Origin of the sequence: Sphingomonas sp. NCPPB 2930 (assembly GCF_042867205.1) — a bacterium.
GTDB lineage: Bacteria > Pseudomonadota > Alphaproteobacteria > Sphingomonadales > Sphingomonadaceae > Sphingomonas.
On record NZ_JBHZQU010000001.1, the window covers coordinates 321,281 to 347,743 of the forward strand.

General features: G+C 67.2%; 28 protein-coding genes. 12 read left to right on the plus strand and 16 right to left on the minus strand.

The annotated features are described in order from the left end of the window. Positions 1-41: 41 nt before the first annotated feature. Positions 42-3,029: a TonB-dependent receptor domain-containing protein gene (locus ACFX59_RS01455; protein ID WP_387428922.1), complete on the minus strand. Its 2,988-nt coding sequence runs from the start codon at positions 3,027-3,029 to the stop codon at positions 42-44. A 218-nt stretch (positions 3,030-3,247) separates the two neighbouring features. Here ACFX59_RS01455 and cobA point away from each other — a divergent pair, with 218 nt between their 5' ends. The 6 genes from cobA (at position 3,248) to ACFX59_RS01485 (ending at position 7,601) form a co-directional block, all read left to right on the plus strand. Continuing rightward, the gene (gene cobA, locus ACFX59_RS01460; RefSeq protein WP_387428925.1) at positions 3,248-4,039 is read left to right on the plus strand and encodes a uroporphyrinogen-III C-methyltransferase; all 792 of its coding nucleotides are present in this window, start codon (positions 3,248-3,250) and stop codon (positions 4,037-4,039) included. Further along, positions 4,036-4,332, plus strand: coding sequence for a DUF2849 domain-containing protein (locus tag ACFX59_RS01465; protein ID WP_309701408.1), 297 nt, complete (start codon positions 4,036-4,038; stop codon positions 4,330-4,332). Before cobA ends, ACFX59_RS01465 begins: the two co-directional genes overlap by 4 nt. An 11-nt stretch (positions 4,333-4,343) precedes the next feature. After that, positions 4,344-5,969 carry a nitrite/sulfite reductase gene (locus tag ACFX59_RS01470; protein ID WP_307100262.1) on the plus strand — a complete coding sequence of 542 codons (1,626 nt, stop codon included), beginning with the start codon at positions 4,344-4,346 and terminating at the stop codon, positions 5,967-5,969. Then, positions 5,962-6,420, plus strand: a complete 459-nt coding sequence (locus tag ACFX59_RS01475) for a DUF934 domain-containing protein (protein WP_309696848.1) — start codon at positions 5,962-5,964, stop codon at positions 6,418-6,420. The genes ACFX59_RS01470 and ACFX59_RS01475 overlap by 8 nt, the downstream gene beginning before the upstream one ends. Next, positions 6,413-7,150 (plus strand): phosphoadenylyl-sulfate reductase, encoded by a 738-nt coding sequence (locus ACFX59_RS01480; RefSeq protein WP_387428928.1) that lies wholly within the window; start codon positions 6,413-6,415, stop codon positions 7,148-7,150. The genes ACFX59_RS01475 and ACFX59_RS01480 overlap by 8 nt, the downstream gene beginning before the upstream one ends. A 67-nt stretch (positions 7,151-7,217) precedes the next feature. Beyond that, the gene (locus tag ACFX59_RS01485; protein ID WP_387428930.1) at positions 7,218-7,601 is read left to right on the plus strand and encodes an STAS/SEC14 domain-containing protein; all 384 of its coding nucleotides are present in this window, start codon (positions 7,218-7,220) and stop codon (positions 7,599-7,601) included. Between the two features lie 163 nt (positions 7,602-7,764). On the opposite strand, the gene ACFX59_RS01490 is transcribed toward ACFX59_RS01485, so the two are convergent. Then, positions 7,765-8,385 (minus strand): hypothetical protein, encoded by a 621-nt coding sequence (locus tag ACFX59_RS01490; protein WP_387428933.1) that lies wholly within the window; start codon positions 8,383-8,385, stop codon positions 7,765-7,767. A gap of 330 nt (positions 8,386-8,715) precedes the next feature. Between ACFX59_RS01490 and ACFX59_RS01495 the strand changes: the two genes are divergently transcribed. Next, positions 8,716-9,354 carry a phosphoadenylyl-sulfate reductase gene (locus ACFX59_RS01495; RefSeq protein WP_387428935.1) on the plus strand — a complete coding sequence of 213 codons (639 nt, stop codon included), beginning with the start codon at positions 8,716-8,718 and terminating at the stop codon, positions 9,352-9,354. Positions 9,355-9,363: 9 nt separating this feature from the next. Here ACFX59_RS01495 and ACFX59_RS01500 read toward each other — a convergent pair whose 3' ends face one another. Further along, positions 9,364-10,464: a helix-turn-helix transcriptional regulator gene (locus ACFX59_RS01500; protein WP_387428938.1), complete on the minus strand. Its 1,101-nt coding sequence runs from the start codon at positions 10,462-10,464 to the stop codon at positions 9,364-9,366. Positions 10,465-10,565: 101 nt separating this feature from the next. Beyond that, a complete protein-coding gene (locus tag ACFX59_RS01505) occupies positions 10,566-12,059 on the minus strand; it encodes a replicative DNA helicase (RefSeq protein ID WP_387428941.1) in 1,494 nt (497 codons plus the stop codon). Positions 12,060-12,156: 97 nt separating this feature from the next. On the opposite strand from ACFX59_RS01505, the gene ACFX59_RS01510 reads away from it, so the two are divergent. Genes ACFX59_RS01510 through ACFX59_RS01520 form a run of 3 tightly spaced genes read left to right on the plus strand, consistent with a single transcriptional unit; the run spans position 12,157 to position 13,768 of the window. Further along, positions 12,157-12,639: a UPF0262 family protein gene (locus tag ACFX59_RS01510; protein WP_307100270.1), complete on the plus strand. Its 483-nt coding sequence runs from the start codon at positions 12,157-12,159 to the stop codon at positions 12,637-12,639. Then, entirely contained in the window at positions 12,639-13,313 is a 675-nt protein-coding gene (locus ACFX59_RS01515; protein ID WP_309701400.1) for a GH25 family lysozyme, read from the plus strand. Before ACFX59_RS01510 ends, ACFX59_RS01515 begins: the two co-directional genes overlap by 1 nt. After that, positions 13,310-13,768, plus strand: a complete 459-nt coding sequence (locus tag ACFX59_RS01520; protein WP_387428945.1) for a cytidine deaminase — start codon at positions 13,310-13,312, stop codon at positions 13,766-13,768. The genes ACFX59_RS01515 and ACFX59_RS01520 overlap by 4 nt, the downstream gene beginning before the upstream one ends. A gap of 129 nt (positions 13,769-13,897) precedes the next feature. On the opposite strand, the gene ACFX59_RS01525 is transcribed toward ACFX59_RS01520, so the two are convergent. Then, positions 13,898-14,677 carry a MerR family transcriptional regulator gene (locus tag ACFX59_RS01525; RefSeq protein ID WP_387428948.1) on the minus strand — a complete coding sequence of 260 codons (780 nt, stop codon included), beginning with the start codon at positions 14,675-14,677 and terminating at the stop codon, positions 13,898-13,900. A gap of 113 nt (positions 14,678-14,790) precedes the next feature. On the opposite strand from ACFX59_RS01525, the gene dcd reads away from it, so the two are divergent. Beyond that, positions 14,791-15,345 carry a dCTP deaminase gene (dcd, locus tag ACFX59_RS01530; RefSeq protein ID WP_007405039.1) on the plus strand — a complete coding sequence of 185 codons (555 nt, stop codon included), beginning with the start codon at positions 14,791-14,793 and terminating at the stop codon, positions 15,343-15,345. Positions 15,346-15,422: 77 nt separating this feature from the next. Continuing rightward, entirely contained in the window at positions 15,423-16,328 is a 906-nt protein-coding gene (locus ACFX59_RS01535; protein ID WP_387428951.1) for a LysR family transcriptional regulator, read from the plus strand. 5 nt (positions 16,329-16,333) lie between these two features. On the opposite strand, the gene ACFX59_RS01540 is transcribed toward ACFX59_RS01535, so the two are convergent. From ACFX59_RS01540 to ACFX59_RS01590, 11 genes are read right to left on the minus strand one after another with little or no spacing between them, the layout of a single operon-like run. Further along, positions 16,334-17,332, minus strand: a complete 999-nt coding sequence (locus ACFX59_RS01540; RefSeq protein ID WP_387428954.1) for a bile acid:sodium symporter family protein — start codon at positions 17,330-17,332, stop codon at positions 16,334-16,336. Between the two features lie 28 nt (positions 17,333-17,360). After that, positions 17,361-17,702 (minus strand): hydroxyisourate hydrolase, encoded by a 342-nt coding sequence (gene uraH / locus ACFX59_RS01545; protein WP_387428956.1) that lies wholly within the window; start codon positions 17,700-17,702, stop codon positions 17,361-17,363. After that, positions 17,699-19,120: an FAD/NAD(P)-binding protein gene (locus tag ACFX59_RS01550; RefSeq protein ID WP_387428958.1), complete on the minus strand. Its 1,422-nt coding sequence runs from the start codon at positions 19,118-19,120 to the stop codon at positions 17,699-17,701. Before ACFX59_RS01550 ends, uraH begins: the two co-directional genes overlap by 4 nt. Then, positions 19,117-19,608, minus strand: a complete 492-nt coding sequence (gene uraD / locus ACFX59_RS01555; RefSeq protein ID WP_387428960.1) for a 2-oxo-4-hydroxy-4-carboxy-5-ureidoimidazoline decarboxylase — start codon at positions 19,606-19,608, stop codon at positions 19,117-19,119. Before uraD ends, ACFX59_RS01550 begins: the two co-directional genes overlap by 4 nt. Next, the gene (hpxZ, locus tag ACFX59_RS01560; RefSeq protein ID WP_309698226.1) at positions 19,605-19,985 is read right to left on the minus strand and encodes an oxalurate catabolism protein HpxZ; all 381 of its coding nucleotides are present in this window, start codon (positions 19,983-19,985) and stop codon (positions 19,605-19,607) included. The genes uraD and hpxZ overlap by 4 nt, the downstream gene beginning before the upstream one ends. 8 nt (positions 19,986-19,993) lie before the next feature. Next, on the minus strand, positions 19,994-20,896 hold the full coding sequence (puuE, locus tag ACFX59_RS01565) for an allantoinase PuuE (RefSeq protein WP_387428964.1): 903 nt from the start codon (positions 20,894-20,896) through the stop codon (positions 19,994-19,996). After that, positions 20,893-22,074 (minus strand): pyridoxal-phosphate-dependent aminotransferase family protein, encoded by a 1,182-nt coding sequence (locus ACFX59_RS01570; protein ID WP_387429614.1) that lies wholly within the window; start codon positions 22,072-22,074, stop codon positions 20,893-20,895. Before ACFX59_RS01570 ends, puuE begins: the two co-directional genes overlap by 4 nt. A gap of 37 nt (positions 22,075-22,111) precedes the next feature. Beyond that, the gene (locus ACFX59_RS01575) at positions 22,112-23,368 is read right to left on the minus strand and encodes an allantoate amidohydrolase (RefSeq protein WP_387428967.1); all 1,257 of its coding nucleotides are present in this window, start codon (positions 23,366-23,368) and stop codon (positions 22,112-22,114) included. After that, positions 23,362-24,942, minus strand: coding sequence for a gamma-glutamyltransferase family protein (locus ACFX59_RS01580; RefSeq protein WP_387429617.1), 1,581 nt, complete (start codon positions 24,940-24,942; stop codon positions 23,362-23,364). The genes ACFX59_RS01575 and ACFX59_RS01580 overlap by 7 nt, the downstream gene beginning before the upstream one ends. Beyond that, positions 24,942-26,300, minus strand: coding sequence for an AtzE family amidohydrolase (locus ACFX59_RS01585; protein WP_387428970.1), 1,359 nt, complete (start codon positions 26,298-26,300; stop codon positions 24,942-24,944). Before ACFX59_RS01585 ends, ACFX59_RS01580 begins: the two co-directional genes overlap by 1 nt. Next, on the minus strand, positions 26,297-26,461 hold the full coding sequence (locus ACFX59_RS01590) for a hypothetical protein (protein WP_261270511.1): 165 nt from the start codon (positions 26,459-26,461) through the stop codon (positions 26,297-26,299). The genes ACFX59_RS01585 and ACFX59_RS01590 overlap by 4 nt, the downstream gene beginning before the upstream one ends. Positions 26,462-26,463 lie beyond the last annotated feature (2 nt).

Genomic DNA, 26,463 nt, shown 5'->3' on the forward strand with positions numbered 1-26,463 from the left:
TGGAGAAATGGCCCGGAACCAGGGTTCCGGGCCATCCCCAATCAGAAGCGGGCGGAAATGCCGACCCGCAGGGTCCGTCCCCGTACCGTATAATAGGCCGGGAAGGTGTTGAAGTACGATCCGCTCGAAGCCGTCGCGGCATCGCCGATCAGCGGCGGATCCTTGTCGAAGATGTTCTGGACGTTGAAGCGTACGTCGATCCCCTTCACCAGCGTGACATTGGTGTTGAAGTCGAAATAGCTATAGGCCGGAATCCGCTGGACCAGCGGATAGGTCTCACCCGCCTTGGCAGCCAGCACCGAGTTCTTCGAGAGCTTCGCATTGCTGGTGCCCCCCACATAGCGCCAGGTGAACCCGACGCCGCCCTTGATCCATGGCAACTGCCAATTCACTCCGGCGACATGGCGCCAACGCGGCATCGGATCAACGCAGGCGAAGCCGAAATAGCCCAGGCACGACCAGGGTGTGTTGCCCGGTGCGAACTGGCGCTCATATTTGGTAGTCAGCGTTCCGTTGAAGTTCAGGCCGAAGGTGCCGATATCGTCGGCAATCCCCAGACGCTTCGGATCGAGTGCATAGTTGGCCCCGAAGTCGATACCCCGCGTCTTGGTATAGCCGGAGTTGTTGTACCGCGCATCGGCGACGAGCAGCTGCCCGGATTGCGGGTCACGCTTGTAGAACTGACAGAAGAACTCGACCTTGTTGTTGTAACACTGGTCGAACGCCATACCGATCCGCGTCCATTCGAAGGCGCCACGGATATCGATGTCATACCAGTCGACGGTGGCGGACAGACCGGGGATACCGCGCGGTTGCAGCACCACGCCCAGCGTCTTGCTGCGCGAACGTTCGGGTTGCAGCCCGGCATTGCCGCCATTGACCAGGGTCGTCGGGCAATAGCCCTGTGAATTGCATCCCGTATAGCTGGTCAGCGCGTCATATTGTGCTCGCGTCATGCCGATCGAGCACTGATCGAAGGTGTAACGCTGGACAGTGTTGGCGCCGCTGGACGCACGGGGCGGGGCACACAGGTCGAGCATCAGCGAATTGGGATAGCGGTTCTCGCCTTCCAGCCGCGGGAGCACGCCGACCCGCACCGCGCGGTTATAGCTGCCCCGGAAGCGGATGCCGTCCACGGGGGCCCAGCTCGCCTCCGCCTTCCAGCTATGCACCAGCGACTGATAGACGTCGTAATCGGAAATCCGATAGCCGCCATTGACGCTGAGTTCCTTGAAGAACGGCTTGTTCTCGATCAGCGGGATATCGATTTCGCCGCCAAGTTCCTTCACGCTAGTCCGGCCGTCAAACGTTGTGAAGGTCGACCAAGCGCCTATCCCCTTCGACTGGTTGCGATATTTGCGATATTCGCCGGTGATCGCAAAGCCGACGCCGCTTTCGGCAAATGGGCTTTTGATCCCGTAATCCTCCAGCGTGCCCGACACGATGGCGTTGATGACCTGCAGATCGTTCTGCTGGCGGCGGCTGCCATCGGTGGTCAGATAATTATAGACCGCGTCGCTGACCGGCGAGTTGACCGAGAAGGCATCGACCGGCTGGCAGGTCGGATCGCTTCCGTCGATCTTGGACAGACAGGTCGGAACGCCGTTGACGTTACGGACCTGAAGACCGCGCCCCATACGGGTTTCCTGGTCCGCTGCCGGCAGATGGTCCGCATAGCCCCGCATGATGTTGCGGGTCTGCTGATAGCTGAGTTCGAAGCGGATCTTGTCGACGATCGTGCCCGACAGGTTCAACGATCCGCGCCAATCGGCCGTGGTGTTGCGGAAGTTCTGGATCATGCCCGGCCGGAACAGCGACACCGAAATCGGATCGCTGAGCGCCGTCGTGCCCGCCGCCGCACCGCAGATCACCTGGGCCTGCTGCTGCCCCAGGAAGGGATTGTCGCAGTTGACGCGGGCGCTGGGCGTCCAGATGCCGCCATCGATCGAAAGGGCGCCACGCTCGACGATGCTGCTGTACAGGAAGCTGCCGTTCAGCCGCATGCCCGCCGGCAGGTCGGCGGTCAGGAAGCCGCCGACATTGACCTGCTCGTTGCGACGCTGGACCGCGTCGACACGCTGGATGCGCTGCTCGTCCTGCACGTCATAGGGGCGGAAGCTGCGCGAACCATCGCGTGCGTTGGTGAGGTCCTGGTTGTTGATCCCGAAATAGCTGTACGGATTGTAGGTCGTGCCGTTGCACGTCCATTTGGTGTTGCCTGCCTCCACCTTGTTCGGGTCAAACATCAGCAGCGGACAGTTGGTCGTGTCCAGATTGCGGTACTGGATCGGGTCGGCGCGCTTGTAGGTCGCGAAGGCGCTGAGATTGACCTTGTCGCCCAGGAACGAATGCCCGGCCGCCAGCGACGCATAGTAATTGCCGCCGCCCAGATAGCTGCCACGCGGATAGGTGTAGCCCGCTTCCTGCGCCACCTTGGCCAGCAACGGATTGTTATTGTTGTGGTTGAAGCCGCTGACTTCGCCATCGAAGGCGATGCCGTTGAACTTGCGCTTCACGATGAAGTTGACGACGCCCGCGATCGCGTCCGAACCATAGACCGCCGATGCGCCGCCGGTCATGATGTCGATGCGCTCGATCAGCGCGCCGGGGACGATATTGACGTCATTGTCCATCCGCTGCCCGTTGAGCAGCGTCAGCGTGCGGCCCGCCCCCAGACTGCGCAGCCCGACCGGCGCCGCGCCGGAGTCCCAGCTCTGGCCCTGAAGTCCCAGCATCGGCGTGACCTGCGGCAGTTGCGCCAGCGCGTCCTCGACGCGGGCGAGCCCCCGCTCCTTCAGATAGGTGGCGTCGATCGTGGTGATCGGCGCATTGCTTTCCATGTTCGGCCGCACGATGCGCGTGCCCGTGACGATCACGTCGCCGGGATCGACCTTTTCCTGCTTGGCGTCGATCCTGTCGGTCGATGCCGCCACACCCGTGACGACGGAGGCCTCGATCTTCGCCTTGTCATCGTCACCCGCCGGAGTCGTTTGCGCCGACGCAACCCCCGTCCACGCCAGCGCAATCAAAGATGCGCCAATCCCCATCTTGGAGCAATATGATGTCTTCATTGCTACGCCCCCCATCAGCTTCTTCTACTTTCGTTCATCAAAGCACATCCAAATGCGAATCACAAATATAATATACTATCGGTCCGGTCCCTCCCTGGGCGGCACCCAAGCTGATCTACCCCTGTCCCAAGCATCGCTCGGTTGTGGCAGGCGCGGAGCGGGCGCACATGGGCATCATGGCTAGTCTCCTCGATCCCGCCGCGCGTGGACGCGTGATCCTTGTCGGTGCAGGCCCCGGCGATCCGGGCCTGCTGACGGTTCGCGCGGTCGAGGCGCTGAAACAGGCCGATGTCGTCGTGCATGACGGGCTGATCGATCCGCGCGTGCTCGACATCGCGCCCGGCACGGCACAGCGCATTTCGGTGGCCAAGCGGCGCGCGCGGCACACCCTGTCGCAGGACGCGATCAACGCGCTGATCGTCGCGCACGTCAAGACCGGCGCGATCGTCGTGCGGCTGAAGGGCGGCGACCCCTTCATCTTCGGGCGCGGCGGCGAAGAGGTGGAGGCGGTCCGCGCCGCCGGCCTGCGCGTCGAGGTGATCCCCGGTGTCTCGGCCGCGCTCGGCTGCGCGGCGGAGGCGATGCTGCCGCTGACGCACCGCGACCATGCCTCGGCGGTGTCGTTCGTCGCGGGCCAGTGCAAGGGGCTGACCGATCAGGACTGGTCGGGGCTGGCGGGCCAGGGCCGCACCCTTGTCATCTATATGGGCGTCGCGACCGCGAACGGCATCGCCGACAAGCTGATGGCGGACGGCGTCGCCCCCGACATGCCGGTCGCGGTGCTCGAGCGCGGCACGCTGGAGGGCCACCGCGCCATCCGCACCCTGCTCGCCGATCTCGGCCCGATGGTGGATCGCGAAAAGGTGCAGAGCCCGGCGATCATCGTCGTGGGCGAGGTGGTGGAATTGTCGGATGCCGAGGACAAGCTGGCGCGTTGGGCCCGCGTGGCGGAAGGGATGAACGCATGAAGCTGTTGACGGGCAATGATCTGGCGACCGGCGATGTCGTCTGGTGGACGGGGCGCGACTGGTCGCGCCATATCGAGGATGCGGTCGATGTCGGCGCATCCGGCGAGGCGATCCTGCGCGCCGAGGAAGGCGCGCGCCGGGTCAACGTCCCCTATCTGATCGACGCCGAGGCGACCGGGCAGGGCCCCCGTCCCGCGCATATCAAGGACCGTATCCGCGCGCTCGGCCCCACGGTGCGCCCCGACCTGACGCTGAAGCCCGCCGATGCCGATGCCGGCGCCTGGATCATTTGAGAGAATAGCGCATGTATCGTTACGACGAATATGACCAGAGCATCGTCGATGCCCGTGTCGAGGAGTTTCGCGACCAGGTGGAACGCCGCCTGTCGGGCGCGCTGACCGAGGATCAGTTCAAGCCGCTGCGGCTGATGAACGGGCTCTATCTTCAGCTTCACGCCTATATGCTGCGCGTCGCGGTGCCCTATGGCACGCTGGACAGCCGCCAGATGCGGATGCTGGGCCATATCGCGCGCAAATATGATCGCGGCTACGGCCATTTCACCACGCGGCAGAACATCCAGTATAACTGGATCAAGCTGGCCGACGCGCCCGACATCCTGGCCGAGCTGGCGACCGTGCAGATGCATGCCATCCAGACCTCGGGCAACTGCATCCGCAACATCTCGTCCGACCAGTTCGCGGGCGCGGCCGCCGATGAAGTCACCGATCCGCGCCCCTGGGCCGAATTGCTGCGGCAATGGTCGACCTTCCACCCCGAATTCACCTACCTCCCGCGCAAGTTCAAGATCGCGGTGATCGCCGCGGACGAGGATCGCGCGGCGATGCGGCTGCACGATATCGGCATCCAGTTGCTGGAGCGGGACGGTGTGCTCGGCGCGAAGATCTTCGTCGGCGGCGGCATGGGCCGCACCCCGATGATCGCGCATGAGGTGAAGGACTTCATCACCGCCGACCATCTGATGAGCTATCTGGAGGCGTGCCTGCGGGTCTATAACCGCTATGGCCGGCGCGACAATATCTACAAGGCGCGGATCAAGATCCTGCTGCACGAGATCGGCGTCGACGCCTATCGCGACCAGGTGGAGGCGGAATTCGCCGCGATCCGCGAGTTGGGCATCGATCCGCCCGTGGCCGAGCTCGCGCGGATCACCGCGATGTTCGCCGGACCGGACTTTGCCAGCGACGCGCCCGATAGCGTGGACCGGTCCGATCCCGACTTCGCGGTCTGGCTCGACCAGAATGTCGCACGCCACAAGCAGCCCGGCCATGCCATCGTCACGATCAGCCTGAAGCCGATCGGCGGCATCCCCGGCGACGCCTCCGCCGACCAGATCGACCTGATGGCCGACCTGGCCGAGCGTTACGGCCATGACGAACTGCGCGTCACCCATGCCCAGAACATCGTCCTGCCGCATGTCCGCAAGGCTGACCTGCACGCCATCTGGACCGCGCTTCGCGATGCCGGGCTGGCCGAGGCCAATCTCGACCTGATCTCGGACATCATCGCCTGCCCCGGCCTGGATTATTGCAGCCTGGCCAATGCCCGCTCGATCCCGCTGGCGCAGAAGATCGGCGAGCGTTTCGCCGGGCGGCAGCGCGAGCTGGGCGAGTTGAAGCTGAAGATTTCGGGCTGCATCAACGCCTGCGGCCACCATCATGCCGGGCATATCGGCATTCTCGGCGTCGACAAGAAAGGCACCGAGAATTACCAGCTGCTGCTCGGCGGGTCGGGCGCGGAGGACGTGTCGCTCGGCAAGATCACTGGCCCCGGTTTCGACGAGGACGGCGTGGTCGACGCGATCGAGCGCGTGACCGACCGTTACGTCCAGCTTCGCGAGGGCGGCGAACGCTTCCTCGACACCTATCGCCGCGTCGGCATGCAGCCGTTCAAGGAAGCCATTTATGGTTGATCCGATCACCGTGAACACCGATGCCGGCGAGACGCTGCTGCGCTTTCGCGACGATGTGGTGCATGACGAACCCGCAGTGACGCTGGACGCGTTCCTGGGCCAGACCAACGCCACCGCCGTCCGGCTGGAGGCGGGCGACGATGCCCGCGCGCTCCTCCCGCATCTGGGGCAGATCGCGTTGGTCGAGATCAGCTTCCCGACCTTCCGCGACGGGCGCGGCTATTCGGCGGCGCGGATCCTGCGCGAAGCGGGGTTCGAGGGCGAGTTGCGCGCGGCGGGCGACGTGCTGGTCGACCAAATCCCGCATATGCGCCGCTGCGGCTTCGACAGCTTCGCGCCCGAAAAGCCGGTCGACGCGGCGACGCTGACCAAGCTGCTGAACCTCTATCCGCAACCCTATCAGAAAGCCGCCGATGCCCGCGTGCCGGTGTGGAAGCGGCGCCATGGCTGAGCGGTCGCTCGACCGGATCGACGTTCGGCCGACTTATACGGCGGAGGACGCTGCGGCTTATGAAGCGCGCTTCGCGGGCGTGGCTGCGCCCGAGATGCTGCGCACCCTGCTGACCGGCGAGCTGCGCGGGCAGATCGCGGCGGTGTCGTCCTTCGGCACCGAGTCCGCCGTGCTGCTGCACATGGTGGCGCAGGCCGATCCCGCGACGCCAGTGGTCTTCACCGACACGCTGAAGATGTTTCCCGAGACGCTGGCCTATCGCGATACGCTGGTCGCGCGGCTGGGCCTGCTCGACGTGCGCGTCATCCAGCCCGACCCGGCGCTGCTGGCGGCAAAGGACCCGGAGGGCATTCGCCATGGCTATGACCCCGATGGCTGCTGCGACCTGCGCAAAGTCGAGCCGCTGGCGCGTGGTCTTGCCCCGTTCGAGGCCTGGATTTCGGGTCGCAAGGGCTTCCAGGCCGGCACCCGCCGCGCCCTGCCCCGGTTCGAGGTCGAGGAAGGCCGGTTGAAGCTCAACCCGCTGGCGGATTGGGACAAGGCGGCGCTGGACGGCTATTTCGCCGAACACGACCTGCCGCGCCATCCACTGGAGGCGCAGGGCTATCTATCGATCGGCTGCGCACCCTGCACCAGCAAGGTCAAGCCCGGCGAAGACCCGCGTGCGGGAAGATGGCGCGGGTTCGACAAGGTCGAATGCGGGATACACCGGCCGGTTTCGGCGAGATAAGCAAGGTCAGAACAGGCCCGCAATTTATCCTGTCTTAACCGCGCCGCGACACAAGGCACCGGGCAGGATGAAGGTGCATTCGATGTACAAGGTGACGGTCGACCTGGAACGCGGCTATTTCGAGGTCACGACCCACGGGTTCTGGACCCTCGACACCATGGCCGACTTCACCCGCGAGCTGGAGCAGACCATCCGCCGCATCCGCGCCACCGGCCGGTCGCCCGTCAGCCTGTGTGACTATTCCAACGCGATGGTGCAGAGCCAGGAGGTCGTAGCGGCCTTTGTCCAGATGATGGAAAGCCCGGCCGTCCGCTCCGGCCGCGTCGCGGTCTATACCAAGGGCGCGCTCACCAAATTCCAGGCGGAGCGGGCCAATCAGAAGCACGACGAATTCCGCTTCTTCACCGACAAGGACGAAGCCCGCGCCTGGCTGTTCGCGCCGCAAGCATAAAGCTGTGCGGCGCATCCGTTTTCATCATCCGCTCATATAAAAGCGGCACCGGTCTGGTTCCTACTCGGCCATTCATGCGTCATTACATGTTGACGATCGAGTGGGGATAGACCGATGCCGCCCTGATTTGGCGTTGGGGAGTCACCAGAACGTCAGTCGGGGCTCAAAAGCGCCAACCGACCGAGGCCTGAAGAATCGGCCACACTTTCACCTTATCCACGTCTTCCTGTAAATCGATACGCTCGCGTTCCAGTACCGTCTGAAACGCGGCGTTGCTATTGATCGGACCGCTGGCGCGGAAATCCTTCAGCTGGAAGGAGCCTTGAAACAGCACCCCCCCTTCGATGCCGACAAAAAAGCCGCGACGCTTCTTGCCTGCCCAACCCAGCGTCAGCGCAGGTGCAAAACGCTTCGGCTCCGCTCGGCCCGTGAGGATGCCAACCTGCGGCACCAAATAGGTCTGGCCGCCGACCTTGACCTCTGCCGTACTGTTCAGGGGTGTTCCCACCAGCCCGACGCGCGTTCGATTGATCCGCGCCCCTGCCGAGATGCGGAACGCCCCGCCAAACGGATAAATATCGGCCATGGCACCATAGGAGTGAAGCTTGAAATCACTATTATAGTGAATGTCTTTCGAGTCAAAGCTCGGCGACACCTTAAGAAAAGCCGCACTGCCACGAACGCCGAAATGGTCGCTGATCCGCAGCCCCAGTTCGGGCCCGACACCCAATGTGCCCCCTGTCAATGCGGCGGTCACGCGTGGACCATCGTCATGGGCAACCACGGGGCGAACCTCCATCTCAGGAGAGTTTCCTACTGCCGCTACCGTCTGGGCGGTGCTTGGCACCGCGACCATCACAACTGAAAATGCCGAGCACAAGGCGGCAATCCTAACGCAATTCATGCTTTCCCCCATCATTCCGATACGGCCGAGGAAATGCGCCCGTTTGCGGCCTAGGTAAGCCTATGTTGCATGAATTTATTTATAAATTGTTCTAGGACTTACATTGACTGCGGTATGTGTATCACGGATCTTCACCACACCGCGAAGCCGGTGAATCGTGATTATCGGGTCGAATCTCACACGAGCTTGCCGGTCGCACCGTCGCATTGCATGGTGACGATCAGTCTACTAACCCGCGAGCTGCGCGGACAAATCGTGGCGGTGTCTTCCTTCGGCGCCGAGTCCGCCGTGCTGCTGCACATGGTCGCGCAGGCCGATCCCGCGACGCCGGTGGTCTTCACCGACACGCTGAAGATGTTTCCCGAGACGCTCGCCTATCGCGATACGCTGGTCGCGCGGCTGGGCCTGCTCGATATGCGCGTCATCCAGCCCGACCCCGCACTGCTGGCGGCGAAGGACCCGGAGGGCATCCGCCATGGCTATGATCCCGATGGCTGCTGCGGCCTGCGCAAGGTCGAGCCGCTGGCGCGTGGCCTCGCCCCGTTCGAGGCCTGGATTTCGGGTCGCAAGGGCTTCCAGGCCGGCACCCGCCGTGCGCTGCCCCGGTTCGAGGTCGAGGATGGCCGGTTGAAGCTCAACCCACTGGCGGATTGGGACAAGGCGGCGCTGGACGGCTATTTCGCCGAACACGACCTGCCGCGCCATCCACTGGAGGCGCAGGGCTATCTATCGATCGGCTGCGCGCCCTGCACCAGCAAGGTCAAGCCCGGCGAAGACCCGCGTGCGGGAAGATGGCGCGGGTTCGACAAGGTGGAATGCGGGATACACCGGCCGACGACGATGTCCTGAAGAGCCGCGTCAGGCGCCGATCCGGGACAGAAGCTGGATCATTTCCGCCTGTCGATTGGTGTCGGTCTTGGCGAATATCTGGCGCAGATGAACCCGCGCGGTCGCCTTGCTGATCGCGAGAATGGTCGCCGCATCATCCAGGGACTGGCCCGCCACCATAAGCTCGGCCATTTCCCTTTCCCGTGGGGTCAAGCCATAGGCCAGTTGCCAGCTATGCGCCGATGATGGTGGCACGGCGGCGGGATCGATCAGCGTAACCATCGCGACCGCCTCCATCGGCGCCATGATACGCGCTCGTCCGGGCAAGGGATAACCGTTGAGAATATAGGCCGCCTTGCCGGACGGGCGATCGATCCGACATAGGCCCGGCACGTCCGATCCCCCCGTCAGCAGGCCGACGAATCGGTCCAGCGCAGCGTCGGCGATGCCGCCGCCACAGGTCAGTCGCCTCCGCACGCATCGCAACCCGTCGCCCCGAACGAGCAACGCCTCCATTTCGGGGGTAGTCCGAAGCACCTTTCCCTGTTCGTCCAACAACAGACAGGGTTCCGTCCGCCTGGACAGAAGGCCGTCCCAATATGCGCTGGCCATCTTCTCGGCATGAACGAAACCTAGGTCGAGCGCCCTGTGGATATCGGGCAACAGCTTGTCCAGTCGTCGGCGCATTTCATCGGGGGTCGGCCCATCATCCACATGTCGGTGGATGGACAGGCCCGCATAGATACGGCCGCCATCCAGTGGTGCCGCAGCCGTCAGATAATGCTGCATCTTTCCATTCGACGCCTGCCAGGCAAAATATTCCCGCGTGGCCGGGTCATCCCGGTCGGCATGATCGGTATCGGTATAGATATGGGGCGAGCGCCGACTGGCAGCATAGGAGATTTGCGGGTCGAAGCGCATGATGTTTTCCGAGATATAGCGTTCCACCAAACCCGAATTTTCATGCCGTATATGCTGAAGCCGGATACGGCCCGGCGCTTCGACCACATAGAAAGTGCCACAGACACCGCCGAGCATATGCGCGGTCTGCCATGTCCATTCGGCCCATAGGCTTTCGTCCAGCGCCGCCGCATAGGCGCCCTCAATCGCTATTCGTAAATCGACGCCCATATCGGCCGCATCCTTGCCTGCGCAGACTTAAGATGCGGTAAGAAAAAGGGCTGAGTCCATCCTTTACGTCATGTTCCGACCCGGTCAGGGGCAAAGGGGCATCAATACCCCGCGAAGTCGGTGAACCGCGTGATCGTCGGGTCGAACTTCATCACCACCTTGCCGGTCGCACCGTGACGCTGTTTCGCGACGATCAGTTCGGCCAGGCCGTAGACCCGCTCCACCTCGGTCGCCCATTTCGCGTGGTCCTCGAAGACCTTGCCGTCATCGCCTTCCATCGGGCGCTTGGGCTCGCGCTGCATCATGTAATAGTCTTCGCGGAACACGAACCAGACCATGTCGGCGTCCTGCTCGATCGAGCCCGATTCGCGAAGGTCGGACAGCATCGGCCGCTTGTCCTCGCGCTGCTCGACCGCGCGGGACAGCTGCGACAGGGCCAGCACCGGCACGTTCATGTCCTTGGCCAGCGTCTTGAGCCCGCGCGAAATCTCCGAGATTTCCTGCACGCGGTTGCCCTCCGACGATTTGCCCGAGCCGGTCAGCAGCTGGAGATAGTCGACCACGACCAGCCCGATCTCGTTGTTATGCCGCCGCTGCAACCGCCGGACGCGGGTGTGCAGCGCCGAGATGGACAGGCCGCCGGTATCGTCGATGAACAGCGGCAGCTGCTCCAGCTCGGCGGCGGCGGCGGCCAGCTGCGCGAACTCGTTGCGGCTGATCTTGCCCATGCGCAGCGCCTCGGAGCTGATCCCCGATTGCTCGGCCAGAATACGCGTCGCCAGCTGGTCGGCGGACATTTCCAGGCTGAAGAAGGCGACCTTGGCGCCGACCGACTCGGACGGCGGGATGCCGTCCTGCATGTCGCGCATCCAGCGCCGCGCGGCATTGAACGCGATGTTGGTGGCGAGCGAGGTCTTGCCCATGCCCGGACGGCCCGCCAGGATCATCAAGTCGGAGCGGTGCATACCGCCGATCTTGGCATTGACCGAGTCGAGGCCGGTGGTGATGCCCGAGACATGGCCGCCCGAATTCAGCGCGCGCTCGGCATTCTTGACCGCCATGGTGGTGGCCTGGGCAAAGCTCTTCACCGCATTTTCGGAGCCGCCGTCCGCCGCGACCTTGAACAGCTCGTTCTCGGCCAGTTCGATCTGCGCGCGCGGATTGACCTCCTCCGAGGTATCCATCGCCCGGTCGACCAGCGTCCGCCCCACCGTCACCAGTGCGCGCAGCATCGCCAGGTCATAGATCTGCGTCGCGAACTGCCGCGCACCGATCAGCCCCGCGCCCGATCCGGTCAGCTGCGCCAGATAGGCCGGGCCGCCCAGCGCCTTCATCCCCTCGTCCGCCTCGAACATCGGGCGCAGCGTGACGGGGGTCGCCAGCATGTCGGTGGCGCGCAGATTCTTGATCGCGGCGAAGACGCGACCATGGACCGGCTCGAAGAAATGGTCCGGGTCCAGCCGGTCGACCAAATCGTCGGCCAGCCGGTTGTCGATCATCATCGCGCCCAGCAGCGCGGCCTCCGCCTCGATATTGCGGGGGAGCTGCTGCGGCTCGGTGGCGGCAGCGGTGTTCGGAAATGCGAGGGTGGCCATTTCTTCGGCGTTAGCGCGGAGTGGCGCCGGATGAAAACGCATTGCGTCGATCAGCGGGGGATTTGCGGCGCACGCGCTTCGCGACTATCCCTGCCGGATGGCCGATCCGCGGATCATATCCATCGATCTCGACGAACGCAGCCTCGGCTGGCGGTCGGCCGATGTCGAGCAGGAGCGACGGATCGCGATCTTCGACCTGATCGAGGAAAATTATTTCGCGCCGCAACGGCCGCAGGCGGACGGCTATGCCGGGCCCTATCGGATCAAGCTGGAGTCCGAGGAAGGTCGCCTGGGCATCCATATGTACCGCGAGGACGGCACGCATATCGAGACGCTGGTGCTGGCGCTCGGCCGGTTCCGGCGGCCGATCAAGGACTATTTCGCGATCTGCGACAGCTATTACCAGGCGATCCGCGCCGCCACGCCGCAACAGATCGAAACGATCGATATGGCCCGGCGCGGCATCCATAACGACGCCGCCGAAATGCTGAAGGACCGGCTGACCGGCAAGATCGAGGTGGACTTCGATACCGCACGCCGCCTCTTCACACTGCTGTGCGTCCTGCATATCCGCAACTGATGGCGATTCTCTGGAAAATCGGTGCCGGGCTGCTCGCGCTCGGTGCGGCGGGCATGGGCGGCTGGCACTGGGCGACGCATTGGCGCCCCTCGGCGGACCATTATGCGTTGCAGGGTATCGACCTGGCCGAAAATCCGCCGCCGGTGGAGTGGCGGACGCTGCGCGCGGGCGGCGCCGACTTCGCCTATATCGTCGCCACCTCGGGTGCGGACCGCCGCGATCCCGCGTTCGAGGCGAACTGGGCCGCGCTGCCCGAGGCGGGGCTGCGGCGCGGGGCGATCCATATCTATTCGCTGTGCCAGCCCGCCGCAGCGCAGGCGGATGCCTTCAATATCTTCGTGCCGCGCGCCGGGGATGCGCTGCCCGCCGCGATCGACCTGTCCTTTCACGACGATTGCACCGCGCGCCCCGATCGCGCGACGCTGGTCGCCGACCTGACCCGGTTCGTGACGATGGTCGAGACGCATACGCGCAAGCCGGTGATGCTGCGCGTCGCCAAGCCGTTCGAGTCCGAATACAGCATCACCACCGCGTTCGACCGCCCGATCTGGGCGGTCGGCAATATGTTCAAACCCGATTATGCCGCCCGCCCCTGGCGGATGTGGCGCGCGAGCGATTTCCGCCGGGTCGAGGGGGTGGAAGGCCCCGTCAACTGGGACGTCGTCACACCATGAGCCAGATCGATCCGACCGCCGAGCGCCTGATCGCCGCCGCCCGCGCCGCCGCGCGCCACGCCCATGCGCCCTATAGCCGGTTCGCGGTGGGCGCCGCCTTGTTGATGGAGGACGGGTCGGTCATCACCGGCGCGAACTTCGAGAACGCCAGTTATGGCCTGTCGCTCTGCGCCGAGACGGTCGCGATCGCCACCGCCTCGGCCGCCGGGCGGCTGCGCGAGATCGTCGCGGTCGGCGTGATCGGCGGCGCGATGGACGCGAACGGCGTGCCCACCGGCACCGCCCCGGTCGGCCCCTGCGGCCGGTGTCGGCAGGTCATCAACGAGGCCGCGCAGATGGGCGGCCGCGACCTGCCCGTCCATTGCGGCGCGGCGGAAGGCGATGCGGTGCGCAGCTATCGGCTGTCCGAATTGCTGCCGGATGCCTTTGGTCCGGCGGATCTGGGGATCGGCTGAACTTCGCGCGACGCCGCGAAGACACGAAGATGTGTTCGCGCAGAGACGCAGAGTAGACGTTCCGGCCTTGCCTGCCTCATCGCCGTGAGCGGATTCCCCGTCTCTTCGCCTCCGCGCGAACACTTCGCCTCAGCTGCCCGGCTCTTCGCCCCGCACCCGCATCGCGGCAGCGGCCGCCTGGATGAACTGCCACACATCGGCCGAAAAGCCCGGATCGGCCTGCCCGTCCCACGCCGCCCGGTTCTGATGCAGCCGCGTCGCGCCCGCCCACATCTCCGGCGAGGCCACCGCGCGGAACGGCGCCAGCAACGCGAACCACTCGCGTACAAAAGCCTGCGCCGCCTCCGAACCGGGGTCGAGCGGCAATGCGGCGGCGATCCGCTGGCCCAGATCGGCCCATTGCGCCTGATAGGCGTCCTGATCGAAATCGGGGGAGAGCGCGGCCATCCGCTCGGCCCAATGGGCCTGTTCCTCCTTGGTGAAATGCTGGTCGGCCACGGCCTTCCATTGGGTCGTCGTCATGCTGTTTCCCTTGCGAATCAGCGAGCAGAGCGTCGCGACGTCGATGCGCTCGCCGGCATCGATGCGGGACTGGATGGAATGAAGCAGGGTCGCCGTATCGGCCAGCACGGCGGCTTGCGCCTCGACCACCGCCAGTTGCGCCGCGACCATCGGTCCCAGCCGCGCATCGGGCAGGTCGAGCATCCGCCCGATCGCCGCCAGCGTGAACCCGGCCCGTTTCAGCGCGACGATCGCGTGCAGCCGCTCGAGTTCCCCTGCACCGAAGATGCGCCGCCCGCCCTCGCTGCGCAGCGGCCGGATCAGCCCGCGCGCCTCGTAAAAGCGCAACGCCCGGCTGCTGAGCCCCGTGGCCTTCGCGATCTCGGCAATATCCAGCATCTTCGTCATGCGGAGCAGCCTACCGCTTGACGCAACGTCAACCGCAAGCCCCATTTTGCGTTTCCACGCTTGCCCTGTCCGGGCGATCCGGCAATGAGCGGCAACGCTTAAGGGGAATGAAGATGTCGATCCTGTCCGACCGCTGGATTCGCGAAGCCGCGCAGACCCAAGGGATGATCGAGCCCTTTGTCGAGAACCAGCGCCGCGACGGCTGTATCAGCTATGGCCTGTCCTCCTATGGCTATGACGCGCGGGTGGCGGACGAGTTCAAGATCTTCACCAATGTCGACAGCGCGGTCGTCGATCCCAAGGACTTCGCGTCGAACAGCTTCGTCGATCGCAAGACCGATGTGTGCATCATCCCGCCCAACAGCTTCGCGCTGGCGCGGACGGTCGAATATTTCCGGGTGCCGCGCGACGTGCTGGTCATCTGCCTGGGCAAGTCGACCTATGCGCGCTGCGGTATCATCGTGAACGTCACGCCGCTGGAGCCGGGTTGGGAGGGGCATGTGACGCTGGAATTTTCCAACACCACGCCGCTGCCTGCGAAAATCTATGCCAATGAAGGCGCCTGCCAGTTCCTGTTCCTGAAGGGCAACGAGCCCTGCGAGACCAGCTATGCCGACCGCGCGGGCAAATATATGGGCCAGCGCGGCGTCACCCTGCCCCGGCTGTGACCGGGCAACCGTAACGCTCCCAAAGCTCACGGGCCTCGACCGTCGGTTGCGACCCGGATGGCGACACGAGGACGATGATGGCCCTCATCAAGACCGGGTTGATCTATTTCGATCAGGCGATCCGCCACGGCTCGATCCGCAAGGCGGCGGAATCGCTCAACATCGCATCCTCGGCGGTCAACCGGCAGCTGTTGCAGCTCGAAGAGGAGCTGGACGTGCAACTGTTCGTCCGCATGCCGCGCGGGATACGCCCCACCGCTGCGGGCGAGGCGTTGCTGGCCTATATCCGCCGCTGGAAGCGCGAGAGCGTCGCGCTGCGCCACGAGATGCTGCGGCTGCGCGGCGGGGAGCGTGGCCATATCCGGATCGCCGCCGCCGAGAGCCTGGCCGACGACCTCGTGCCGCGCACCATCGTCCGCTACAAGGAGCGCTTCCCGCTGATCGAATTCTCGCTGCTGGCGGGCGACAATCACCGGGTGAAGGCGGAATTGCTGTCCAAGGAGGCGGATGTCATCTGCGCCTTCGACCTGACGGGCACCGCGCGCACCGCGACGGTGGCGCATGTCCAGACGCCGATCGGCGTCATCACCCCGCCGGGCCATCCCCTTTCCCTGCTGGACCGTGTGACCCTGTCCGACTGCGTTCCCCATGCGGTGGTGACGCCGCATGACGACTGGCTGAAGCAGAGCGTGCTGCACGATCTGTTCGACATGAGCGACGTGCCGCTCAAGCGGGTCGCCACGGTCGAGCGGATCGATACGCTGAAGAATCTGGTGCGCGCCGGGGTCGGCATCGCCTTTCTCTCGCGCATCGGGCTGGAGCGCGAGCTGGCGGCGGGCGAACTCTGCTGGATTCCGCTGGCCGAGGGGATCGTCCGCCCGGCCAGCGTGTCGATGCTGCTTCAACGCGGCCGGGTGCTGCCCATCTATCTCAGCACCTTTGTCGACATGCTGAAGGAGGAGTTCGCCCGGCTGGGCGAATAGTCGACTTAACCCGACGCCACCGCGCCCGGCATGGCGGGCTCCGCCTCCACCGCGTCCGCCAGCCGCCGCGCGAGGAAGGCGCAGGCGATCAGCTGCAACTGGTGGAACACCATGACCGGCAGCAGGACGACGCCGACCTGCGCGGGCGGGAACAGCACGCCCGCCATCGGCACGCCCGTCGCCAGGCTCTTCTTCGACCCGCAGAAGCGCATCACGACCGCATCCTCGGGCGCCAGCTTCATCGCCCGCGCCATCACGCCGGTCAGCACCAGCACCACCGTCAGCAGCAGCGCGCACCAGCCGACGAGTTCCGCCAGCTCCAGCGCGCCGACCTGTGACCACAGGCCCTGGCTCACCGCCGCACCGAAGGCGGTATAGACGACCAGCAGGATCGATCCGCGATCGAGCGTCGTCACCAGCCGCTTGCGCGCCGCGATCCACGCGCCGATCCAGGGGCGCAACATATGCCCCGCCGCGAACGGCACCAGCAATTGCAGCACGATCGCCCGCACGCTGCCGAACGACAGCTCGACGCCCCCGGTGCCCGGAAGCAGCAGGGCGGCCAGCGCGGGCGTGACGGCGATACCCAGCAGGTTGGACAGCGAGGCGCTGCACACCGCCGCCGCGACATTGCCGCGCGCGATCGCGGTGAAGGCGATTGAGGATTGCACGGTCGAGGGCAGCAGGGTCAGGAACAACAGGCCGGTGGCGAGGCTGGGCGACGGCAGGCCGCTGCCCGCGATGGCGAGCCCCAGCAGCGGGAACAGTACGAAGCTGGTCGCCAGGATCGCCGCATGCAACCGCCAGTGCCGCGCCCCCGCCAGCAGGGCGCTGCGCGACAGTTTCGCGCCATGGACGAAGAACAGCGCGACGATCGCGGTATCGGCGGCAAGGTCGAAGACCCGCACGCCGACACCGCGCGGCGGCAGCAGCGTGGCGATCAGCACGGTCGCCAGTAGCATCAGGACATAGGGCTCGATCGTGGCGAGCAGGCGACGGATCATCGGGGCACTCCGGCGGGAAGGAACGGGATCAACTGCCCCGATAGGTGGAATAGCTGTAGGGCGAGACGAGCAGCGGCACGTGATAATGCCCCCCCTCCGGCGCGATGCCGAAATCGATCGTCACCCGGTCGAGAAAGGGCGGATCGGGCAGTTCCACTCCGGCGGCGCGGAAATAGTCGGCGACCGCGAAGCACAATGCATGGCGTCCCGGCGAAACCGGCACGGCGGCCAGCGCGGGACAGCGCCCATCGGCATTGGTCACGCCATCGAACAACCGCATTCCGTCGCCGTCGAGCAGCGTGACGGCGATGCCCGCCGCCGGCCGGCCATGCGCGGTGTCGAGAACATGGGTGGACAGGGTCGCACTCATGCCACCGCCCCCGTGCGCGGCCATGCCCCGATGAATTCGGGCTCGTCATAGTCGAGATAGGCGGCGATCATCGCATCGCGGTCGTCGAGGAACAGCTGGTCGGCCACCCCCGCCACCAGCCGGGGCAAGGCGTGGCGCAGTCCCGACAGCGCGGAGGCCGACAGGCCGAGGCTGATGAGTCCCGAATAGTTGAAGGCGAACAGCCCGTGCAGCGCCGCCGCATCGTCGGGCGTGCGCGGCAATAGCTGGAATTGCGGCCCCAGATAGGGATGCGCATCGATCAGCGGATGCGACGCCTCCGCCGGGCGATAGCGGTCGGACCAGCGCGCGATGCCGTCGGCGACCAGCGCCAGTTCGGGGCGCAGCGCCGGATCGGTGACCAGCCCGGTCGACAGGACGAGGAAGTCGAACGTCTCGGTCCCGCGCGGGGTGGTGACCGCGACCGCATCGCCGGTGTCCGCCACGTCCAGCCACGGCGTGCCGAGATGCAGGTGAAAGCCGGGCAGCGCCGACGCGCGGTCAAACGTGTCGTTGGTCGGCGGCTGGCTGCGGTCGAAGAAGGCGACCATCATCCGGTATTTGGCGGCATCGTCCAGCGCGGGGAAGCGGCCGATGATCCCGCTGCGCTCCATATGCCGGATCGGATTGACGCGCGGCAGTTCCGGGCGGCGGACGAAGACATGCGCCTCGGCCACCCCGGCGGACAGCGCGGCATGGGCATTGTCGAACGCCGAAGCCCCCGCCCCCAGCAGCGCGATGCGCTTTCCGGCCAGCCCCGCATAATCGATCGCCGCCGAGGTATGGGCATAGCGGGTCGCGGGCAGCCGATCGCGCACCAGTTCGGGCACGTGCCAGTTGCCGCCCCCCTGGATGCCGGTCGCCAGCACGACCTTGCGCGCGAGCAGCGGCGCACCGTCGGCGAGGTGGACGCGAAACCGCCCGCCCAGCGGCTCGATCAGCGTCACCCGCGCCTCGTTGCGCACCGGCAGGTTCAGGACGGCGCGATACCAGCGCAGATAGGCCATCCAGTCGCGGCGCGGGATCTTGTCCAACGCGTCCCATCCTTCCGCCCCATGCTGCGCCTCCCAAAAGGCGCGGAAGGTCAGCGAGGGGATCCCCAGGTCGATCGCGGTCAGGTGCTTGGGCGTGCGCAGCGTCATCATCCGCGCATAGGTGTCCCACGGCCCCTCATAACCCGCCGGATTTTCGTCGAGGACCAGGATGTCCGACACGCGCTCGCGCAACAACCCGAACGCCGCGCCCAGCCCGCTCTGCCCGCCGCCGACGATGATGACGTCATGGACATGGCCCTCCGCCATGGGCTGCGGCACCGTCCAGGCGGGGCCGCCATGCGCCAGGCGTTCGAGATCGGTCGCGACCTGCTGGGCCAGCGCGGCCAGGCCGATGGGTTGGGTCATGCCAGGGTCTCCAGTCGCAGGCGGACGATATGGCCGATCTCGGCCAGCGCGGTTTCGACCTCGGCCTCGCGGTCGTTGGCCAGCCGCTCGGCCATGGCGCGCAATATGCCCGCCCGGTCGGTCCGCCGGACACAGATGACGAAGGGAAAGCCGAACCGCTCGCCATAGGCGGCGTTCAGCGCATGGAAGCGCTCAAACTCTTCCCGGGTCATGCGGTCCAGCCCGGCCGAGGCCTGCTCGCTGCGCGACTCCTCGGTCAGCGTGCCCGCGATCGCGGCGCGCCCCGCCAGTTCGGGATGGGCGCGGATCACCGACAGCCGCTCGTCGGGCGTGGCGTCGGCGAGCACCGCCACGATCCCCTCCGCCAGATCGGCAAAGGGCCGCCGCGCCGCCGCGCGCTCCACCACCCAGGGCGAATGCTCGACCACGCTCGCATAGCGCGCGACGAAGGCCTCGCTCGACATGGCATTGAAATCGCTATCGGTCATGATCCCGCCCCCTCGATCGAGACATGCGCGGCGACGACCTTCCAGCCATCGGGAAAGCGCACCCAGGTCTGGCTCTGCCGCCCGCGCCGGGCATCGCCTTCGCGGAAGAATTCGGCGTTGGCGGTGGCATGGTCGCGGCCGAAGCTATGGATGGCGACCGTTCCGAGCCGACGCTGCGGCGAACCGCCGCGTCCCTTGCGAAAGGCGCGGATGGCCTCCGCGCCGTACAGCACCTCGCCCACGCCATAGCGGATCGTGGTCGGATGATCGTGGAACAGCCGGTCCATCGCGGGCACGTCATCGGCCATCAGTGCGGCTTCATAAGCGGTGAAGGCGGCCATGACCTCGGCCACCACTTGCGGATCGTCGATCATCATCTCGGGCGTCATGCCGGGTGCACCTGTTGCCAGTGTCGCGCGATATCGATGCGGCGCGCGATCCACGCGTCGCCGCTGGCGATCACATGATCGACGAAGCGGGCCAGCGCCGCCGCGCGGCCGGGCCGTCCGACGATGCGCCCGTGCAAGCCCACCGACATCATCCGCCCGCCCTCGGCCCGCAACTGCTCGAACGTGTCGCGCAGATAGCGGAAAAAGGGCTCGCCATCGGCAAAGCCGTTATAGGCGACGAACTTCATGTCATTGGCGTCGAGCGTATAGGGCACGATCAGCTGCGCCCGCCCGCCATTCGCCTCGGCATGGCGACGATCCCAATAGGGCAGGTCGTCGGCATAGCTGTCGGCGTCATAGACGAACCCGCCCTCCGCGGCGACCAGAGCGGCGGTCGCGGGCGAGGTGCGCCCCTGATACCAGCCCAGCGGGCGCGTGCCGGTCAGCCGGGTGTGCAGCGCGATCGCCTCGGCGATGTGCGCGCGCTCCACCTCGGGCGGGACATATTGATAGTCGATCCAGCGATAGCCGTGGCTGGCGATCTCCCAGTCGGCCGCCAGCATCGCATCGACCGCCGCCGGATTGGCGGCCATGGCGGTGGCGACGGCGAAGGCCGTCACCGGCACCTGTCGCTCGGCGAACAGTCGGTGCAGCCGCCAGAAACCGGCGCGCGCGCCATATTCGTACAGGCTTTCCATCGCCATGGCGCGGGCGGGATGGCTGGCCGCGCCGACCATCTCCGACAGGAACGCCTCCGACCCCGCATCGCCGTTCAGGACGCTGTTCTCCGCGCCTTCCTCGACATTGACGACGAACTGCACCGCGACGCGCGCGCCGCCGGGCCAGCGGGGATCGGGCGGCGACGCGCCATAGCCCACCAGATCGCGCGGCGCGGTCATACGGCATAGCTTTCGAGTGCGGCATCGACCCCGGCGCCGGCGGGCAATGTCATCCCCTCTGCCCGCAACACCGCCTCCAGCGCGGCGAGCGTCAGCAGCACCTTATGCTTCATGGCATTGTAGCCCATCGCGCCGATCCGCCAGACCTTGCCCTGGAGCGGGCCGAAGGCGGTGCCGATCTCGATCTCGAAATCCTCGCGCATCCGGGCGCGCACCCGCTCGCCGTCGACGCCGGGCGGGATGACGATGCCGGTCACGTTGGTCATGCGGAAGCGATCGTCGCCGAACACCTCCAGCCCCAGCGCACGGGCCCCGGCCACCACCGCCCGGCCCGCCGCCGCATGGCGCGCGAACCGCGCCTCCAGCCCCTCGCCCAGCGCCACGCGGGCGCATTCGCGCGCGCCGTAGAGCATCGTCGTCGCCTCGGTATGGTGGTTCAGCCGCTTCTCCGACCAATAGTCCATGATCATGGCGAGGTCGAAATAGTTGGTGCCGATCCGCACCCCGCCCGCATCGACCAGATCGTCGCGGCGAATGCCCTTTTCGACATGACGACGCCCCAGGATGCGCTCGGCGGCGCGGGGCGAGACGGTGATCGGGGCCGATCCAGACGGACCCCCCAGGCATTTCTGCAAGCCGCCGGTGACGATGTCCGCCCCCCAGCGGTCGGTGGCGATCTCCATCCCGCCGATCGTCGCGGTCGCATCGACATAGAGATACGCGCCCGCCGCTTGTGCCAGAGCCCCCACCCCGTCGAGCGGCTGCGCCATGGTGGTCGAGGTGTCGCCATGGACGCAGGCGACGACCATCGGCGCGGTCCGCTCGATCGCGTCCGCGATGGCGTCGAGCGGCACGGTCTGCCCCCAGGGGACCGACAGCCGCTCGACCTGCGCGCCGATCCGCTCGCCAATCTCCTGCAACAACAGCCCGAAGCGGCCGAAATCGACGATCAGCAGCCGGTCCCCCGGCGCGAGCAGCGAGACCAAAGACGCCTCGATCGCCGCACGCGCGGTGCCGTCGATCAGGAAGGTCCAGTAATTCTCGGTCCCGAACACCGGCCGGTACAGCGCCATGACCTGGTTCATATAACCGGTCATTTCCGGATCGAACTGGCCGAGCAGGTCCGCACTCATCGCGCGCAGCACGCGCGGATGGGCATTGACCGGCCCCGGCCCCATCAGCAGCCGCTGCGGCGGATCGATCTCGCCGAAAAGGTCAGGCGTCACGATAATCTTCTCCCAATCGGTCGATAAAGCCGCGCATCGCGGCAAAGGCGGCATCGGCATCGGCCGGGTCGACATGCTCGGCCGGGTTGTGGCTGATCCCCCCGGCACAGCGCAGGAACAGCATCGCGATCGGCCCCAGCGCGACCATCGCCATCGCGTCATGCCCCGCGCCTGACATCAGCCGACGCGAGCCCTGCCCGGTGGCGACGACCGCCGTGTCGAGCAAATCCATCAGCCCCGGATCGCACGGGCATGGCGGCAGGTCGTGGACCGTCGCGACGGTGAGGGTCACGCCCCGATCGCGCGCGATGGCCTCCATCGCCGCGCCGATCGCGGCGGCGGCGCGGTCGCGGCGGTCGGTCGCGCCTGCGCGAATGTCGACGGTGAAGCGCACCTCGCCCGCAATTACGTTCGCCGCCCCCGGCGCAACCTCGATCCGGCCGACCGTCGCGACCAGATCGGACGCGGCGGCGACCGCGATGTCCTCGACCGCCGACACCATGCGCGCGGCGGCGGCCAGCGCGTCGCGGCGCAAGGGCATGGTGACGGTTCCGGCATGGCCCGCGACGCCGTTTACCGTCACCTCGAGGCGGAGTTGCGCTGCGATGCCGGTCACGACGCCCAGCGCCAGCCCCTCGGCCTCCAGCACCGGACCCTGTTCGATATGCGCCTCGAGATAGGCGATCATCGTGCCCGGCGCGCGACGTGCCGTGGCGAGCGCGGCGGCCTGGCTGCCGAACTCACGCAGTGCGGTATCGACGCTGATCCCCGCCGCATCGGCCATGTCGGCTGCGCCCGGCGTCAGCGTGCCCGCCACCGCGCGGCTGCCCAGCATCGCGGCGGGAAAGCGCGATCCCTCTTCGTCGCCAAAGCCGATCACCTCGATCGCAAAGGGCAGCCTGCGCCCCTCGGCATGAAGTGCGGCGACGCATTCGATGCCCAGCATCACGCCCAGCGGCCCGTCATAGGCCCCCGCATCGCGCACGCTGTCGAGATGGCTGCCGATCACCAGCGCGGGCGCGTCCGGGCGGGCGCCCTCATAGCGGCCGATCAGGTTGACGGCGGCGTCATGGCGGACCGTCATGCCCGCCGCCTCCATCCACGCCCCGACGCGTTCGATCGTCGCGCGATAGGCGGGGGTCAGCCAGCCGCGAAACAGCCGGTCCGCCCGGTCGCTATAGGGCGCCCGCGACAGTTCGAGACAGCGCGCCACCGCGCGCGCGCCGGATGCGGTCGTCGTCACCATGTCGCCACCATCCCGTCGCTGCGCGGATCGGCCGCGCCCTCGATCATCCCACCGGGATGGCGCAGGATCGCCCCGGCATGGCCCATCATCGACGACCGGCCGGGCACGTGTTCGACCGCATGGCCCGCCGCCGCCAGTCGGTCGTACAAGGCCGGGTCGAACCCCGCCTCGATCTTCAGCGTCGTGCTCTGGTCGCCCCAGGTCCGCCCGAGCAGCCAGCGCGGGGCGTCCACCGCCGCCTGCAAAGGCTGGCCAAACAGCGCGTGGCGGGTGAAGATCGCCGCCTGGGTCTGCGGCTGTCCCTCGCCGCCCATCGTGCCATAAGCCATGACCCGGCCATCGTCGAAGCGCGCCAGCGCCGGGTTCAGCGTGTGGAACGGCCGCGCTCCGGGTCGCAACCGGTTGGGGCCGTCACCGTCGAGCGCGAAGGAGCATCCCCGATTCTGCCACACGATGCCGGTCCGGGGCAGGACGATGCCCGATCCGAACTCGAAATAGGTGCTCTGGATACAGCTGACGACCTGGCCGCGCGCGTCGGCCGCGCCGAACCAGGTCGTGTCGCCCAGCGCCGGGGGATGCGGCCATGGCGCGGCGCGGTCGGGGTCGATCGCCCCGGCCATGCGGTCCAGCGCGGCGGCATCGCGCAGCAACGCCTGCGCATCCTGGGTCATCGTCGCCGGGTCGCCGACATGCGCGTCGCGCCAGCGGAACGCCTGCTTCGTCGCCTCGACCAGCCGGTGGACATGGTCGAATCCGTCGGCCTCGGCCGCCCGCAGCCGGTCGAACAGCGCCAGGATCAGCAGCGACGCCACCCCCTGCGTCGGCGGCGGCAGGTTGAACAGGCGCGCGCCGGTGATCGCCACCTCCAGCGGCGTGACATTGCGCGCGTCGAAGGCGGCGAGGTCGGCCGCCGCAAGCGGACTGCCGAGCTGGGCGAGGTCGTCGGCGATTAGCTGTGCCAGCGCGCCGCGATAAAAGCCGTCCAGCCCTTCCCCCGCCAACCGTTCCAGCGTCGCCGCCAGCGCGGGCTGGCGGAGCAGATCCCCCTCGACCAGCGGACGGCCTTCGGGCTCGAAGACGGATGCATAGGCGCCGGGTAGATCGCGTAGTGCGGGCGACGCGGCGGCGGCGACCTGCGCTCCGCCCGCCGTGACGACCACGCCACTCCGGGCGTGATGGATGGCATCGCGCAGCAGCCGGTCGAGCGGCAGGGTCGCGCCGCTCTGCGCCAAGGCCGCCTGCCACCCCGCGACGGTCCCTGCCACCGTGTTCGCCGCCAGGGCCCCGCGCCACGGAATGGTCGCATGGTCGCGGTATAGCGTGCGGTCCGCCGCCAGCGCCGCCGCACCGCAGCCGTCGATCGCCCAGGTCCGGCCGTCCGGCTCGGCGACCAGCCAGAAGCCGTCGCCGCCGATCCCGGTCATGTGCGGATAGACCACGGCCAGGCAGGCGGCGGTCGCCACCGCCGCCTCGACCGCGCTGCCGCCCTCGGCCAGCACGTCGCGTCCGGCCTGCGCCGCCAGATGGTGCGGGGCGCTGACCATGCCGCGCAAGCAACGGGGGGTCGCGCGCATCATGCCGCCTCCGCCAGAAGAGGAACGGGCGGACAGGCCACCAGCCCCGCCGCGACCAGCGCCGCCGCCGTGTCGAACAACAGCGCCTCACGCCCCGGCGCGGCGATCAACTGCACGCCGATCGGCAGCACCCCCTCGGCCTGGGCCAGCGGCACCGAGAGGATCGGCACCCCCGCCAGGCTCAGCGGCTGGGTGTGCAGGCCCAGATCGGCGCGTGCGGACAGGGTCTGGCCGTCAATGACGATCGTCGTCGCATCGATCCGGGGCGCAGGCATCGGCGTCGCGGGGGCCAAGAGCAGGTCATGCCCGGCCAGCGCGTCGGCGACCTCGGCCACGAAGCGCGCGGCGACCGCCTCGGCATCGCGGACGGCTGCGACCGGCTGAAGCGCCCCCGCGATCAGCCGGTCGCGCGTTGCCGGATCGAACGCCATCGCGTCGCGGCGCAGCGCGGGCAAATGGCGATGGCCACCCTCGGCCCCGGTCAGCAGAAAACCGGCCGACCGCGCGGCGGCAGCATAGCACAGCACGACCGGCGGCCCCGCCTCCAGATGCGCGGCGATCCGATCGATCCCGGCAAGGACGGCGGCATCGGCCCGCCCGGCGAACCATCCGCCCAGCGCCGCGACACGCACCGGCCCGGCCTCTGACGGCGACACCGCCTCGCCAAGCATCACCGCATGGGCGAGCGCCATATCCTCGGACGAGCGGGCGAAGCATCCGACCGTGTCGAGCCGCTCGACAAAGGGATAGACGCCCTCGACCGACAGCGCGCCGAAGCTCGGCCGCAACCCGAATATCCCGCACAGGCTGGCGGGCACGCGGATCGATCCGTTGGTATCCGATCCCAGCGCCAGCGGGACCAGCCCCGCACCGACCAGCGCCGCCGACCCGCCCGACGAGCCACCCGCCAGCCGATCGGGATCGTGCGGGTTGCGGGTGGTGCCGTAATGGGCGTTCTCGGTGGAGAAGCCATAGGCGAACTCGTCCATATTGGCCGTCGCGACCAGCACCGCCCCCGCCGCGCACAGCCGCGCGACGACCTCGGCATCGCGGGCCGCCGCCGGGGCCTGCGCGCGTTGCCGGGCACCCGCCGTCGTCGTCTCCCCGGCGACGTCGAACAGGTCCTTGACCGCAAAGGGCACGCCTGCGAGCGGGCCGGGATCGCGTCCGGCGGTGACCGCCGCGTCGACCCGCGCCGCATCGGCCAGCGCCCTCTCCCGCAGCAACCGGGTGGCTGCGTTCAGGCCATCGTGCCGCGCGATGCGGTCGAGCGTGTCGATCGCGACCTGCCGGGCCGATAGCCGCCCCTCGCGAACCTGGGCGGCGATGGCGCAGGCGGTTTCGGGCACCGCGCTCATTCCGCGTCCTCCGCCAGAGCTTCGCGCACGACGGCATGATGCCGCGCCAGCAATTGCTGGTTGGCGACGACGCCGTCCAGCGCCGCTGCCGGAAGGACCAGCCCCAGGCGTTCGGCCTGAAGGATAGCGGCGTTGCGTTCGGCTTCCGTCGGCTGCGTCATGC

Bases quoted from the DNA above. Each gene is read 5' to 3' on its own strand.
- cobA (WP_387428925.1), top strand. From the start codon at position 3,248: ATGGCTAGTCTCCTCGATCCCGCCGCGCGTGGACGCGTGATCCTTGTC.
- ACFX59_RS01465 (WP_309701408.1), top strand. From the start codon at position 4,036: ATGAAGCTGTTGACGGGCAATGATCTGGCGACCGGCGATGTCGTCTGG.
- ACFX59_RS01470 (WP_307100262.1), top strand. From the start codon at position 4,344: ATGTATCGTTACGACGAATATGACCAGAGCATCGTCGATGCCCGTGTC.
- ACFX59_RS01475 (WP_309696848.1), top strand. From the start codon at position 5,962: ATGGTTGATCCGATCACCGTGAACACCGATGCCGGCGAGACGCTGCTG.
- ACFX59_RS01480 (WP_387428928.1), top strand. From the start codon at position 6,413: ATGGCTGAGCGGTCGCTCGACCGGATCGACGTTCGGCCGACTTATACG.
- ACFX59_RS01485 (WP_387428930.1), top strand. From the start codon at position 7,218: ATGAAGGTGCATTCGATGTACAAGGTGACGGTCGACCTGGAACGCGGC.
- ACFX59_RS01495 (WP_387428935.1), top strand. From the start codon at position 8,716: ATGGTGACGATCAGTCTACTAACCCGCGAGCTGCGCGGACAAATCGTG.
- ACFX59_RS01500 (WP_387428938.1), bottom strand. From the start codon at position 10,464: ATGGGCGTCGATTTACGAATAGCGATTGAGGGCGCCTATGCGGCGGCG.
- ACFX59_RS01505 (WP_387428941.1), bottom strand. From the start codon at position 12,059: ATGGCCACCCTCGCATTTCCGAACACCGCTGCCGCCACCGAGCCGCAG.
- ACFX59_RS01510 (WP_307100270.1), top strand. From the start codon at position 12,157: ATGGCCGATCCGCGGATCATATCCATCGATCTCGACGAACGCAGCCTC.
- ACFX59_RS01515 (WP_309701400.1), top strand. From the start codon at position 12,639: ATGGCGATTCTCTGGAAAATCGGTGCCGGGCTGCTCGCGCTCGGTGCG.
- ACFX59_RS01520 (WP_387428945.1), top strand. From the start codon at position 13,310: ATGAGCCAGATCGATCCGACCGCCGAGCGCCTGATCGCCGCCGCCCGC.
- ACFX59_RS01525 (WP_387428948.1), bottom strand. From the start codon at position 14,677: ATGACGAAGATGCTGGATATTGCCGAGATCGCGAAGGCCACGGGGCTC.
- dcd (WP_007405039.1), top strand. From the start codon at position 14,791: ATGTCGATCCTGTCCGACCGCTGGATTCGCGAAGCCGCGCAGACCCAA.
- ACFX59_RS01535 (WP_387428951.1), top strand. From the start codon at position 15,423: ATGGCCCTCATCAAGACCGGGTTGATCTATTTCGATCAGGCGATCCGC.
- ACFX59_RS01540 (WP_387428954.1), bottom strand. From the start codon at position 17,332: ATGATCCGTCGCCTGCTCGCCACGATCGAGCCCTATGTCCTGATGCTA.
- uraH (WP_387428956.1), bottom strand. From the start codon at position 17,702: ATGAGTGCGACCCTGTCCACCCATGTTCTCGACACCGCGCATGGCCGG.
- ACFX59_RS01550 (WP_387428958.1), bottom strand. From the start codon at position 19,120: ATGACCCAACCCATCGGCCTGGCCGCGCTGGCCCAGCAGGTCGCGACC.
- uraD (WP_387428960.1), bottom strand. From the start codon at position 19,608: ATGACCGATAGCGATTTCAATGCCATGTCGAGCGAGGCCTTCGTCGCG.
- hpxZ (WP_309698226.1), bottom strand. From the start codon at position 19,985: ATGATGATCGACGATCCGCAAGTGGTGGCCGAGGTCATGGCCGCCTTC.
- puuE (WP_387428964.1), bottom strand. From the start codon at position 20,896: ATGACCGCGCCGCGCGATCTGGTGGGCTATGGCGCGTCGCCGCCCGAT.
- ACFX59_RS01570 (WP_387429614.1), bottom strand. From the start codon at position 22,074: ATGGGGCCGGGGCCGGTCAATGCCCATCCGCGCGTGCTGCGCGCGATG.
- ACFX59_RS01575 (WP_387428967.1), bottom strand. From the start codon at position 23,368: ATGGTGACGACGACCGCATCCGGCGCGCGCGCGGTGGCGCGCTGTCTC.
- ACFX59_RS01580 (WP_387429617.1), bottom strand. From the start codon at position 24,942: ATGCGCGCGACCCCCCGTTGCTTGCGCGGCATGGTCAGCGCCCCGCAC.
- ACFX59_RS01585 (WP_387428970.1), bottom strand. From the start codon at position 26,300: ATGAGCGCGGTGCCCGAAACCGCCTGCGCCATCGCCGCCCAGGTTCGC.
- ACFX59_RS01590 (WP_261270511.1), bottom strand. From the start codon at position 26,461: ATGACGCAGCCGACGGAAGCCGAACGCAACGCCGCTATCCTTCAGGCC.